Origin of the sequence: Brucella sp. TWI432 (assembly GCF_039674445.1) — a bacterium.
Classification (GTDB): Bacteria; Pseudomonadota; Alphaproteobacteria; order Rhizobiales; family Rhizobiaceae; genus Brucella; species Brucella chromiisoli.
In genome coordinates this window covers 14,020-27,592 of record NZ_JBDJNL010000021.1, presented here as the reverse complement: position 1 = coordinate 27,592, position 13,573 = coordinate 14,020, and the positions used below count along the sequence as shown (strand labels likewise).

Sequence of the window (13,573 nt, the reverse complement as noted above, 5' to 3'; positions counted from 1 at the left end):
GACAAAATCTTACAGTCATTTGTTCGTGACTGACATTCAATGTGTTTGATTCGGGCCCAAACGCCGAGATAAACGCACCTATTCTTTCCGCTGATATTGTGCGCGGGATGTTTCCTTCACGCGCACAGTGCTTACTCAATATTTCTTCTATTGATAATTCGGCGTAAGATGATTTGAAATAGCCGGGACTTGGTGTTCATGCCTGGCTTAATGAAAGCCAGTTTGCGATAGGGTCTGGCGGTCTCTTCCGAGATTCCAAGCTTGACCACAATTTGGCGCGCATCACTGCCATTCAAATCAAGTAAAAGAACTTCCTGTTCGCGGTTTGAGAGCGCACTGAATGATTGGTTCAGTCCTTTAAGGGTTAAGAGCGCGTGCGCCTGTAAAGCATTATAACCAGAGTGGTAAAGGGTGAACTGCATTGTTTGCAGCGGCAACAATTTTACAGCAATTGCAAGTTCTGAACTGTGTTTCGGAAAACCGCGTCATAACAGCATCATAGACTGAATTACGTTCGGCCACAGGTGAAGGCTATGCTGCCAGAGTTTGCATCATAGCCAATGAATAGTGGTTCTTTTGGCGATGTTATGATGACGCAATTTATATTTAGCAATTTATTAGAGTTGTTGTTTTGAATAATTAATTCAAACTAAAACATAGAATACTGATTCTATTAAGTAAATTTCGGCGGCGATATTATGAATATATTATATTCATAAATATTGCTTCGATTAGATTGGAAAATTTGAAATACAGTTTCTAATCATAATTCGTATTCATAAGTTTGGTGTTGCCCAGCGTTATTTCAGAGTATCTGTAAAACCCAATAATTATTCGCAGAAAAACTTAAGTTAAGCGGATTTCGTTCGCTTATTCTTTATTGGCAGCGCGTTTTTAAAGCACGCTGACATGCAGATTGCTGCGCAAATAAATCTTGGCTGAAAGACGTGTGACCGCCTCACGGTCCCGCAAGGGAGAACTACTACGTCAAAGTATTAAAATACAATTGAAAGGATATAATATGTCTACCAAGTTAATCGCCATCGGACTCTCGTCAATTATAGCAACGGCGGCTTTCATGCCATCAGCCAATGCTGGCTCAGTATCTGGAAAATTATCAGTTAGAGCCAACATTACATCAAGTTGCGTACTGTCAAATGGCAGCAATCCTGTAATGGATTTTGGAAATCTGAGTGATCTTAACCCCACCGACACAAAGCAGGCAGTACCAGCAGATAAAGGGATCAAGCTTACCTGCAACAAAGATCTACCTTACTCAATTGGCCTTAATGGTGGGCAACACAGTGCAGTTCCCATCGGCGGTTTACCGAGGATGGCGAATGGCGACAATTATATAAGTTATTTTCTCTTTCAGGATGATAAATACAAACTATTGTGGGGCCACGACCACGATAAAAGACTATTCGCAACAGGCAACGGTCAAGAACAAAAATATCCTATATATGGAATAATACCTAAGCAAAAAACACCTAAATATGGTTTATATACAGATGAACAAGTAATTGATGTAGAATTCTAAAAATCATCCCGGAGATATACTATGACTAGAAAATCTTTAATTCTGGCTGCTGTCTCCGGGTTGGTTTGCGTGAGCAGCGTTCAGGCGGCATCTTTACAAGTGTCGCCTGTTGGCCTCGACATCACCGCACCAACTCGTAATGCATCCGTCACCCTCAGCAACAAGAGCAGTGAGCCAGCCGATGTTCAGATACGCGTTTTTAAATGGACACAAATTGGGGGCGAAGATCATCTGACACCGGCAACCGACGTCATCGTCAGCCCACCGGCTGCAAAGGTTCAGTCAAACACAGCCTATACTATTCGTGTTGCACAACTTAAAGCACCAAGTAAAGACCGCGAGGAAAGCTATCGACTGTGGATTGATGAACTACCCCACATTAACGTGCGCCGTCGCGGTGGGTCTATTACTTTTACAAGCCGTTATTCCATACCCGTTTTCTTTTCTGATCCGTCCGCAAGCACAGATTTGCAATGGAAAGTAAAACGCCAAGGCAAGAAACTGGTTGTTGAAGCTACCAATAAAGGCACACGTCATGCCAAAATAGCCAATTTGACTGCGGCAACAACAGGCGCACGCGTCAGTTTTGGTACAGGCTTGAACGGTTATGTCCTGCCGGGCAGCACGGTGCACTGGACCGCCAATGCAGGCTCCATTCAGGCCGGCAGCAATGTCAAAATTACGGCAACAGGAGATGATTATGCTGTCGATCAAGCAGCCACGGTCTCCGGGCGTTAAGATAACCCTTGTAGTTTGGTGCCTGCTTATGGCAGGCACCGGACTAACGGTAGGTGCACAAGAAATCAAACCTCCAGACAACCAGGCACAAACACTCATGCTGGGTGTTGTCATCAACGATCAGCCAACGGATGCATTTGCTACCTTTCGGCGCCTTCCAAATGGTCGGTTTGCTGCCACGTCCGGCGACTTGCAGTCGGCGGGCCTCAAATCAGAAGCTGTCAAACCCGGGCCCGATGGCTTAATTAATCTGGATAGACTACCCGGTGTTACATGGCGCTATGATGAGTCAAAGCAGCTCATTATCTTTACTGCACCTGATAGCGCTCGCATTCCCAACAAGATTGAATTGGAATCGCCCGGAAAGCCGATCGATTTTTCCAAAATTCAATCCAATCTGGGTTTTGTCCTTAATTATACGCTCTATGGCTCGGCCGATTGGGGGAACGGCTCCCGGAAAGCTTTCAGTGGTAGTTTTGACGCGCGGATTTTAACACCCTTTGGAGTTACATCGACTTCTGCTCTCGGCAAGTTTGATCCATTGGTTGATAAAACACTGGACTTCCGTAGCGGCTTCACCCGTCTCGAAAGTTCATGGCGTTATACCGACCCCAAAAGAGCATTGGTCTATCAGGTCGGAGACTCCGTTTCCGGCAGCCTTCCCTGGACGTCATCCTGGCGCTTTGGCGGCATCCAGTTTAAACGTAATTTTGCCATCCGCCCCGACCTGATCACATCTCCTGTACCCAACCTATCTGGGTCTGCCTCCCTGCCTTCGACGCTTGATCTCTACCTTAACAATAATAAGGTTTATTCGGGCGATGTGCCTGCAGGTCCTTTTGACTTTAGCGGAATGCCGTTCCTGACAGGCGGCGGGAATATCAATCTCGTCATGCGTGATGCATTGGGGCGCGAAGTCCGTACTGAACACGCTTATTATTATGGCCCAAACATGTTGGGCAAAGGCGTCTTTGACTTTTCAACCGAACTCGGGTTTCCACGCTTTGGTTTTGGTGAAAAATCGTTTGAATATGATCAAAACATAGCGGGTTCAGCGAGTGTGGCCTACGGTCTGACGAATTGGCTAACCGTGAATGCACACTTTGAAGCTACAAAAGGACTCATCAATGGGGGGAGTGGCTTTGTAACCAGTCTGGGGGCCTTCGGATCGCTCAGCGCGTCATATGCAGCCAGTCGTTTAAATGATGCTCATCAAACTGAAATCGGAAGCAGAGCCTCAGTTAACTATCAGGTCGGATATAAAGGCATTTCTTTTTATATAGGAACCAGTCACAGCTTTGGTCAATACGCTGATATTGGTCTTGTAGCGGATCGTCGCCATGGTAATATAACGCCGGTTTCAGCGCGTGCACGAAGTATTGACACTATCGGTGTTTCGCTTCCGCTCGTTTTTGATCCCTCTTTTATTAATATCAATTTTTCGCGCGTGCGCGGCGCAGGCAAAGAAGACGATGCCAGCCTTTTAGACCTATCCTGGTCACGTAATTTCTTCAAGAAAATCTCGTTTTTTGCCACCGGCTATACTGATTTATATAAGAAAAATAACTATGGAATCTTTGCCGGGTTGAGCGTCTCCCTTGGCGACAATATGGCTGCTTCTATCAACGCAGACAATGATGGGATCTCTACCAGCTTAACAAAATCCGCCCGTTTTGGCGAGGACCCGGTCTCATGGTCACTGCGAGATCGCGAGAGGTTCAGGGGAGAGAGCAGTCGTTCAGCAACCGTCAACTACCACGCTCCGGTAGGCCAATTTTCTGGATCGGTTGACCAGTCTGGCGGTATAGGGCGTGTGACCGCTACAGTTGATGGGGCATTGGTGATTGCCGGACAAAGCGTGTTCTTTGTTAATCAGACAAATGATGCTTTCGCAATCGTCAAAGGTGGTGGGCCTGACACAAAGGTTTCGCTCAATGGTCGTTATGTTGCCAACACCAATTCTCGCGGACGAGCCTTCGTGCCCGATTTGCAATCCTATCAAGACAACACCGTCACACTCGATCCAACCAACTTACCTGCCGATCTTCAGCCGGATAACACAACCGTAAACATTGTGCCTGCGGATCGCTCTGGCGTTGTCGTGGATTTTGGAACCAAAAGGTTGAACGCTGCAACGGTCGTTCTCATAAATGCAGAAGGAAAGCCTTTACCTGCGGGAGCCGAAGTTCTGCGTGAAGGCTCTGATCAGCCGTTCATCATGGGGTATGATGGACGTGTATGGCTAACCGATCTGGCTGATCACAATAATCTCACTGTCACGCTGCCAGAAGGGCTCGGTGCCTGTCACGCAAGCTTTAATTACAAACCTGTGAATGGCACCATTGCTGAGATCAATGGGGTCGTATGTCAATCGAACGGAGTATAATCATGCCCAGATCAATATCACGGCTTCGCGTCCGATGTTTAGCTATTTCCAGGCCCGGCCAGATTGCATCATCGGCGCATCTGGTAGCCAAATTCATTCTGGTATTACTCCTGCTGCACCCCTCCTGGGCTGTAGCAAGCGGAGGAACTTGCAGTCTTAAAAATCTAAGCTCCTTCGGCAACACCGTGATTGATATTGTTGCCAACAACGCAACCTATACGACCAGCCAGGTAGAATATACGTGCAACTCGCCTCTTAAATTCAATAATATAAAATTTTGCACTTACATAAGACCTGTCGACAATAACTCAGATAATAATACAAGTAACATATTTTATCAGAGGCTTGGCCAAAAAAACCAACTTGCATGGCAGTTGAAACTGGCGAATGATCAAAACATACCACTCTCCAAATATGGTGGAGTGGGCGTGACAGCAGGTTGGAACCACTCAGTCAACCGGTCGTCAGCCAACCAAAGTACTATTGCTTCACAAAAACTTATACTGTCCTACCTTGGCCGACAACAACAGGGTCGTGTCGGTTCAGGTACCTATATCGGAACATACCAGTTGGTGACGCAATATAAATTCAATCATGGAATTTCATCCACATGTGGCTCCGCTATAGCCGATCCTGACGGAACAATCATAACTAATTTCAATGTAAGCACTACAGTGGAGAAGAAATGCCAGTTGGAGAATTTCCAAGATGTAGATTTTGGTAATCTGCGCGGCACGGACCTGGCATATAATGGCAACCACGTTGCAGCAGCCTACGGCAATATCGGTATTCGCTGCACATATCAAACACCTTACAAAATCAGTTTGAATGCCGGTAACAACTCAGAAAACGGTACTCCGCGCATGAAAAATGATAAAAATTTTCTTCCGTATAGATTGCTTCAAGAGGGCTGTAAAACCGCTTGGGATGATAAAAAAGTTCTGGCCGGCAATGGCAATACAGTCAACGCTATCAATAACCACCAAGTCTGTACACAAATAGTTACATCACTCACAACCGCTCCAGCCATTGGAAATTATACCGATACAGTCATCGTAACCGCTACTTTTTGAAGAACTGTATGAATATTCAGACTCAGCAATTGTTCGATTGTAACCAGTGAGAATTAATCGGCTGACGAGGTTACAATGAGGAATTTATATATAGCAATTTATTAGAGTTGATATTTTGAATAAATAATACAAACTAAAAATAGTACACTGATTCTAATATATAAATACGAAGCGACTTTATAATAAATATATACAATTATTAATTTATTATCTCTGAGATTAGAAAATATAAACTACAATTTCTAATCATACCTCGTATTTGTAAGTTTGGCGTTGTTCGCGTTAATTCAGAGTAGTTATTACTTCCAGCGTGTTTTCGCAGAAAGTCTTAAATTTTAGCGAATTTCATTCGCCTATTCTTTATTGGCGGCGCGTTCTTAAAGCGCGCTGACATGCAGATTGCTGCGCAAATAAATCTCGGCTGAAAAACGTGTGATCGCCTCACGGTCCCGCAAGGGAGAACTGCCAAGTCTAAATATTAAAATACAACTGAAAGGATATGATATGTCTACCAAGTTAATGGCCTTCGGCCTTTCGTCAATTATAGCAACGGCGGCTTTCATGCCATCAGCCAATGCTGGGTCAGTATCTGGAAAATTATCAGTTAGAGCCAACATTACATCAAGTTGCGTACTGTCAAATGGCAACAATCCTGTAATGGATTTTGGAAATCTGAGTGATCTTAACGCCGCCGACACAAAGCAGGTAGTGCCAGCAGATAAAGGGATCAAGCTTACATGCAATAAAGATCTACCTTACACAATTGGCCTTAATGGAGGTAAGTACAGTCGAGGTTCATCCCTAGATATACCGAGGATGACAAATGGCGACAATTATATAACTTACCAAGTTTATAAAGATGCCGGATATACAAAACCTTGGCGACTAGACACGGAAGGTGTTGTGTCAGCTGTAGGAACCGGTAAAGAACAAGAATATGCCCTATTTGGGAAAATATTTAAGCAAACCACACCTAAATATGGCTTATATACCGATGAGCAGGTAATTCAAGTAGTGTTTTAATATTTCCGGAGATATGCTTCGACGGTATATTATTTAAAAGTTGTGGCTGTCTCCAGTTTGGTTTGCGCGAGCAGCGTTCAGGCGGCATCTTTACAGGTGTCGCCTGTTGGTCTTTGCCCTCACCGCATCAGGCTTTGTCACAAACTTTGGTTAGATAAAATGCGGCCAGATATTCGGGGGCTATTATGCTGATAGCGCCGCAAGGAGTTGGAACGGCGAACAATTGTCATTTGTGAATTCATTCTTGCGGATCGAATACGCCACTTCAATGCCAGCGATTGTCGCTGAAGCGGAATGAAACGCTTTGAAGTCCAACATGTGTTTGGCAATCGGCTTGATCAAACGATGGTCCTTCTCAAGACTATTGTTGAGATATTTGCCCTGCAGGATTTTCATCATTTTGCCTGTGTCCCGTGACTTTCAGGATCATATTTATAGCTTTCGCCAGCCAGATTGGCTCCGCTTTTATCAATGACAATCCTCTCATGAACCCATTGCTTGCGATGGCTTTCTTAAAGAAACGCCGTTCGCATTGATTGCATGCCAGAGAAAGAACCTCTGGCCGCGTATTGTGATGACGACCTCATCCAGATACCACTTTTCATGCGGCCTTGGCCGGTTCTTGCGAATGCAATTGGCAAAATGGCGGTCGTCTTTAATCGTAATAGCGACTTCATCCAGATGCCAACTATCATCAAGACACGGTGTGCAGCGACGGATTTTACAGGCATAATCTCGTCCGAACCTCTCTGCCCATTTGCGCACCGTTTTGTGGGCAATCATGATCCAGCGATAGGCCAGCATGTCTTCAACCATGCGAAAGCTTGGTACAAAACGGAAATGCGGCCCCAGCGATGAATCTCGGCTGGAAAATGGTGGGGGTAGACTCTGGGCCATTTTCAGCGAAAGTGCGAGGTGGCTTTGCGTGGGATCATGCGTAAAAACAAAAAGATAGAACATTTAATAATTCAACTTAATTCAGTAATGCTCTAAGTTGAATTTCTGTGCAAAGCATTGCTGTGCGGTGTGGAGAAGCGAGCGCAATCGCGTTCATATTGTCAGATCGCCGCTTTAACGCTTTGCATCTGCGCGTTCCTTGACGACTTCCAACATCCTTCGCCCTTGGCGCTCTTGCGGGTTCATATCATGCGCATCTTCACCGCCTCCCTTGCAACTGAAACCAACACATTTTCTCCCGTTCCAACGGATATGGATGCCTTCAAAGCGGCATTTTATGCAGGGCCTGGTGAGCACCCGGATACGCCCACGTTGTGTTCTTCGGTTGTGCCGGTTTTGCGCCGACGCGCTGCGGCGCATGGGCTTAGCGTGATTGAAGGAACATCCTGCTGGGCTGAGCCTGCCGGTCTTATCCAGCGCAAAACCTATGAGACGTTACGGGATACAATTCTAAAAGAGCTGAGAGCGGCATTACCGGTGAATGCCGTGGTTCTGGGGTTGCATGGAGCAATGGTTGCGCAGGGTTACGATGACCCGGAAGGCGATTTTCTTGCGCATATCCGCGCGATTGTGGGGCCAGATGTTCTTGTTACAGCCGAGTTTGATCCACACAGCCATTTGTCTGCCAAGCGTGTTGCCCATCTTGATCTGATGGCGGCCTTTCTTGAGTTCCCCCATACCGATTTTGAGGAGCGCGGTGAGCATGTGGTTGATTTGACGCTTCGCGCTTTGCGTGGCGAGATAAAGCCTGTTATTTCGACCTTTGATTGCCGCATGATTACGCTTTATCCGACAAACCGCGAGCCGATGCGCTCTTTTGTGGACCGGATAAACCGCATGCAGGGCAAAGACGATATTTTGTCGATCTCCGTTATTCACGGCTTCATGGCGGGCGATGTGCCGGATATGGGAACCCGCATTGTTGTCGTAAGCGATAATGAAAAAGCGAAAGGCGATGCGCTGGCGCAAAGGCTTGGCCATGAGCTTTATCGCATGCGTAAATTGACGGCGATGCCGATGTTTGACACCGATGCCGGGCTTGATCATGTGGCAGCAGTGCGCAAATCCAATGCGTCTTTGCCTGTTGTCATTTCTGACATATGGGACAACCCCGGTGGTGGTGTTGCCGGTGATGCCACTTTCATCCTGCGTCATATGCTGCAACGCGGAATGGATAATTTTGCCGTGGCAACGATCTGGGACCCGGTCGCAGTGTCGTTTTGTCATGCGGCAGGCGAGGGCGCTGAACTTGAGCTTCGTATTGGCGGAAAATCGTCATGGCATGGCGGAGAGCCGCTTGATCTGCGCGTCACAATTCAGAAAGTGATGGATGCCGGATGGCAAAGCTTCCGCAAGAGCCGGGTCAATCTCGGTCGGGTGGCGGTGATCAGACCGGTTGGAACGACGATCGATATTATCCTGATTACCAGCCGCTCACAGACCTATGAGCCGAATATCTTTTCCAATCTCGATATTGATTTTGCAGCCAAGGATTATCTGCTGGTTAAATCGACCAACCATTTTCAGGCTGGCTTTCAGCCGATAGCGTCAGAAATCGTTTATATAGCGGCGCCAACATCTTACCCGACCGATGCAGCCGTTACCCAATATAGAAAGGCGAGTATGGAGCTTTGGCCACGCATCGCCGATCCATTGGGGCTGGATTAGAGCGCATCCCGAAAAGTGTGAAACGGTTGTCGGGCAGGACACGCTCTAAATTAGCGGAGGCTTATTCGATGATGGCAAGCGCAGCACCAAGGCTTACGCTCTTGCCTGCTTCGGCACAAAGGCTGATCTTGCCTGAGCGCGGTGCTGCAATGCGTGTTTCCATCTTCATCGCTTCGATAATCGCAATGATTTCGCCCTCAGCCACCGTTGCACCATCTTCGACCAGCCATTGCTGAAATGTGCCGGGAATGGGGGCTGTAACGGTTCCCTCTGCGGCCTGTGGCACAGTTGATGCCGGTTTTTGGGGTGTGTTTAGCCCGGAAAATAACGCCGCCGGCAAACCGATGTCATGGCGCTTGCCGTCAATTTCGATGAAGCTGCGCAACAGGCCACCATCGACGGGATCAATCCTTGCCGATGGTTCAACACCCCGGAACTCAGTCTCGATCCAGTTGGTGAAGACGTTGAATCCATCTTCGCCGGTAAAGTCTTTTTCTTCGACAACCGCACGATGGAATGGAAGCACGGAAGCCACACCCTCAATTTTAAACTCGGCCAGCGCACGTCGCGCACGGATCAGTGCTTGCTTGCGTGTTGCCCCTGTGACGATCAGCTTGGCCATCATGGAGTCGTACAGGCCCGGTATTTCCGATCCGCTCTCGACGCCGGTGTCAAGGCGCACACCCGGACCCGAAGGCGCGCGGAAACGGGTGATCATGCCCGGCGTTGGCAGGAAGCCGCGGCCGGGATCTTCTGCATTGATGCGGAATTCAAAGGCGTGGCCGCGTGGTGTCGGCGTTTCGGTCACCGACAGCTTCTCGCCATCTGCAATCCGCAACTGCTCGATCACGATATCGACGCCGGTGGTTTCTTCGGTGATTGGATGTTCGACCTGAAGGCGGGTGTTGACCTCCAGAAACGAGATCGTGCCATTCTGCGAAAGCAGAAACTCGACAGTGCCAGCCCCGGTATAGCCCGCGGCTGCACAGATTGCGCGCGCGGATTCATGAATACGGTTGCGCTGGTCCTGCGTGATAAAGGGTGCAGGTGCTTCTTCAACGAGCTTCTGATTGCGGCGTTGCAGTGAACAGTCCCGCGTACCCAGAACCACGGTGTTGCCATGCGTGTCGGCGATCACCTGCGCTTCGATATGGCGAGGTTTTTCAAGAAACTGTTCTGCATAGCATTCGCCACGACCAAAGGCCTCAATGGCTTCCCGCACCGCGGAATCGAAAAGCTCCCCGACTTCGTCCAGATGATAGGCAACTTTCATGCCGCGACCGCCACCACCAAAGGCCGCCTTGATCGCAAGCGGTAAGCCCGCCTCGCGTGCAAAAGCCACCGCTTCTGCAGTAGATGCCAAGGGACCGGCTGACCCCTTGACGAGGGGGGCACCAACTTTTTCGGCAATGCGCCGTGCTTCAACCTTGTCGCCCAGTGAAGTGATGACTTCTGGCGATGGACCTACCCAGATGAGGCCAGCATCAAGGACGGCTTTGGCAAATTCGGCACGCTCCGACAAGAAACCATAGCCGGGATGCACTGCATCGGCACCGGCGCGTTTTGCAATGTCGAGTATTTTTGCAATATTGAGATAAGTATCCGCCGGGCGGCCTGCACCAAGGCCATAGGCCTCATCTGCAAGCTCTGCATGCAGTGAATTTGCATCGGCATCGGAATAGATTGCAACAGATGCCACACCATAATCGCGGGCTGCGCGGATGATGCGGATGGCAATTTCGCCACGATTGGCGATAAGCAGCTTTTTCATCAGACTATGATTTCCTGCGGCTCGAAAGCAGAGATCGGGTTAAAACGGATACGGGCGCCGATGGGTATCTGGCTCGCCAGATCGAGATGATGGCTGGCCACAACACCAATCACCGGGTAGCCGCCTGTCAAAGGATGATCGGCCAGAAAAAGCACGGGTTGCCCGTTTGGTGGCACCTGAATTGCCCCAAGGGCTGTGCCTTCGGATGGTAATTCATCGTGGTTGGCGCGTTCGATTGTTGCCGATCCGAACAGGCGCATACCGACGCGGCTTGATTGCGGCGTGACATCCCATTCCTGGGCTGTGAGGGTTGCAAGCCCTTGCGCCGTAAACCAATCGGTGCGGGGGCCAAGTACAATATCCAGTGTAACAACTTCACCTGCGCGGGGCAGGCGGCGCTGGTCGTGGCCAATATCACTGACTGCAAGTGCGGGGCCATTGGCGGGCACCAATATGTCGCCAACCGTAATGGGCTCCGGGCCGATTTTGGCAAGTGTATCGCGGGCTTTTGACCCGAGAACGTCGTCAACAGCAAATCCCCCGCGCAGTCCGAGATAGCTCAGCATGCCTTCGGGCGGGACGCCAAGGATCAGCTCGTCGCCAGCATTGAGTGCGATGGGGCTTGAAAACGTCGCGGTGAGTTTTGTTTGCTTGGCTGTACGGATGGTTAGCGGGCAGGGCGCGCCGGTTACAGCCACAGTGACCGCACGGTCAGCCTTGAAGGCAAAGCCGCCGAAGCTAATTTCAAGAACCGCAGCATCACGCAGATTGCCAAGACAGCGATTGACTTCAAGCATCGCTCTGCGATCAAGCGCACCCGATTGAGAGACGCCCTGACTTGCAAGACCCAAACGGCCCAAATCCTGAAACAGTGCCGGGCGGTCAGCCTGCGTGACAAGCAGGCCGTCTGCGGGTTTGCGAGAATTGTCCAGCTTGGTTGCAGGCTTTGAAACAGGAGTGGTTTCACTCTTGGCCATATCGCGAAAGCGCACGCGATCGCCGGGTGCAAGCAGGGCTGCACGTTTGCGGGTCGTGTCCCACATGGCAAGCGGTGTTGTGCCAAGCAATTGCCAGCCGCCGGGACTGTCGGATGGATAAATGCCGCCGAATTTGCCAGCAAGCGCCACCGATCCTGCCGGAATTTTTACACGCGGGCTTTGACGCCTTGGGACATCAAAGCTGGGGTCGTCGCAGGTCATATAGGCAAAGCCGGGTGCGAAGCCGGTAAAGGCAACCGTATAGGTTGCTTGCGTATGACGGCAAATGAGTTCTTCGACGGAGCAGCCAAGGAAAGCCGCGACATCATCAAGATCTTCACCATTGTAGCAAACAGGGATTTCGAAAAATGCACCACTGCGCGACCTGCGAACCGACAGATCAAACTTCGCAATCTGCTTGGTCAGTTTTGCGCGATCCGTCATAAAGGGGTCAAAGTGCACCATAATGGTGCGCGCGCCGGGAATGACTTCGCAAATGCCTTTAAGCTCAGCTGCGAGCAGCGCATCAAGCAATGTCAGACTTATGCCAAGATCGTCAAGCTCGACCAGAAAACTGTCGCTGCCGGAAGGCAGAAAGCGCAGGCGTTCACTCATGATGCAGTATGAACGAAAGGCTTGAGTTCTACGCCGCGTGCCTCAAGTGTGCTGCGCAATGTGCGGGCGATTTGAACGGCTGTCGGATTGTCGCCATGAATGCAAATCGACTGTGCATCAAGCGCGATGTCGGTTCCATCAATGGCGGTCACGCGCTGTTCATTGATCATGCGCAGCATTCGCTCTGCAATGACGTCAGGATCATGAATAACCGAACCTTCAAGGCGGCGATTAACGAGACTGCCATCAACATTATAAGCACGGTCTGCAAAAGCCTCGCAAACGACGCGCAGTCCCGCGTCGCGCGCCTGATCCACAATCGGTGCCGCTGCAAGCGCCATGAGCACCAGATCAGGGTCGATTGCCTTAATGCCTGCGATAACGTCTGCTGCCTGTCGTTTGTCATGCGCAATGGTGTTATAAAGCGCGCCATGGGGCTTTACATAGGTGACTTTTGTTCCGGCAGCTTGCGCCAGCCCTTGCAAGGCACCGATCTGGTAGATCGTATCGGCAATGAGTTCACTGCTTGACGGGTCCATATTGCGGCGGCCAAAGCCGACCAGATCGCGATAGCCGATATGCGCGCCAACACGCACACCCCGCCGCGCCGCTTCACGCAATACGCTGAGAATTCCGGCAGGATCGCCAGCATGAAAGCCGCAGGCAATATTGGCACTCGTCACAATTGCCAGCATCGACGTGTCGTCACCCATCGGCCATGGCCCGAAGCCTTCTCCGAGGTCGCTGTTGAGATCGATAAATGCCATGTCTCTTCCCGGTTGAATAATCATTCTTTACGGATTATTGTTGAATAACCTATTATGT

At 49.5% G+C, this 13,573-nt stretch carries 10 protein-coding genes and 1 pseudogene; 6 read left to right on the top strand and 5 right to left on the bottom strand.

Going from position 1 to position 13,573, the window contains the following annotated elements; all coding sequences use genetic code 11:
* Positions 1 to 131: 131 nt before the first annotated feature.
* On the bottom strand, positions 132 to 422 hold the full coding sequence (locus ABE527_RS18735) for a LuxR C-terminal-related transcriptional regulator (protein ID WP_499697920.1): 291 nt from the start codon (positions 420 to 422) through the stop codon (positions 132 to 134).
* A 599-nt stretch (positions 423 to 1,021) separates the two neighbouring features.
* On the opposite strand from ABE527_RS18735, the gene ABE527_RS18730 reads away from it, so the two are divergent.
* From ABE527_RS18730 to ABE527_RS18710, 5 genes are all read left to right on the top strand, one after another.
* Positions 1,022 to 1,540 carry a Csu type fimbrial protein gene (locus ABE527_RS18730; RefSeq protein WP_499697919.1) on the top strand — a complete coding sequence of 173 codons (519 nt, stop codon included), beginning with the start codon at positions 1,022 to 1,024 and terminating at the stop codon, positions 1,538 to 1,540.
* Positions 1,541 to 1,561: 21 nt separating this feature from the next.
* Positions 1,562 to 2,278 carry a fimbrial biogenesis chaperone gene (locus ABE527_RS18725; RefSeq protein WP_499697918.1) on the top strand — a complete coding sequence of 239 codons (717 nt, stop codon included), beginning with the start codon at positions 1,562 to 1,564 and terminating at the stop codon, positions 2,276 to 2,278.
* Complete coding sequence (locus ABE527_RS18720) at positions 2,241 to 4,664, top strand: fimbria/pilus outer membrane usher protein (RefSeq protein ID WP_499697917.1); 2,424 nt, start codon at positions 2,241 to 2,243, stop codon at positions 4,662 to 4,664. Before ABE527_RS18725 ends, ABE527_RS18720 begins: the two co-directional genes overlap by 38 nt.
* 2 nt (positions 4,665 to 4,666) lie before the next feature.
* A complete protein-coding gene (locus tag ABE527_RS18715) occupies positions 4,667 to 5,737 on the top strand; it encodes a Csu type fimbrial protein (protein ID WP_499697916.1) in 1,071 nt (356 codons plus the stop codon).
* A gap of 504 nt (positions 5,738 to 6,241) precedes the next feature.
* Positions 6,242 to 6,760 (top strand): Csu type fimbrial protein, encoded by a 519-nt coding sequence (locus ABE527_RS18710; protein WP_499695291.1) that lies wholly within the window; start codon positions 6,242 to 6,244, stop codon positions 6,758 to 6,760.
* A gap of 183 nt (positions 6,761 to 6,943) precedes the next feature.
* On the opposite strand, the pseudogene ABE527_RS18705 reads toward ABE527_RS18710, so the two are convergent.
* Positions 6,944 to 7,357 (bottom strand): annotated as a pseudogene (locus tag ABE527_RS18705) (DDE-type integrase/transposase/recombinase); the annotation flags it as partial.
* Between the two features lie 549 nt (positions 7,358 to 7,906).
* Here ABE527_RS18705 and ABE527_RS18700 point away from each other — a divergent pair.
* Positions 7,907 to 9,385, top strand: coding sequence for a M81 family metallopeptidase (locus tag ABE527_RS18700; protein ID WP_499697915.1), 1,479 nt, complete (start codon positions 7,907 to 7,909; stop codon positions 9,383 to 9,385).
* A gap of 61 nt (positions 9,386 to 9,446) precedes the next feature.
* Here ABE527_RS18700 and ABE527_RS18695 read toward each other — a convergent pair whose 3' ends face one another.
* From ABE527_RS18695 to ABE527_RS18685, 3 genes are read right to left on the bottom strand one after another with little or no spacing between them, the layout of a single operon-like run.
* The gene (locus ABE527_RS18695; protein ID WP_499697914.1) at positions 9,447 to 11,156 is read right to left on the bottom strand and encodes an acetyl/propionyl/methylcrotonyl-CoA carboxylase subunit alpha; all 1,710 of its coding nucleotides are present in this window, start codon (positions 11,154 to 11,156) and stop codon (positions 9,447 to 9,449) included.
* Positions 11,156 to 12,748, bottom strand: coding sequence for a 5-oxoprolinase subunit B/C family protein (locus ABE527_RS18690; protein WP_499697913.1), 1,593 nt, complete (start codon positions 12,746 to 12,748; stop codon positions 11,156 to 11,158). Before ABE527_RS18690 ends, ABE527_RS18695 begins: the two co-directional genes overlap by 1 nt.
* Positions 12,745 to 13,515, bottom strand: coding sequence for a LamB/YcsF family protein (locus tag ABE527_RS18685; RefSeq protein ID WP_265985937.1), 771 nt, complete (start codon positions 13,513 to 13,515; stop codon positions 12,745 to 12,747). Before ABE527_RS18685 ends, ABE527_RS18690 begins: the two co-directional genes overlap by 4 nt.
* Positions 13,516 to 13,573: the final 58 nt, after the last annotated feature.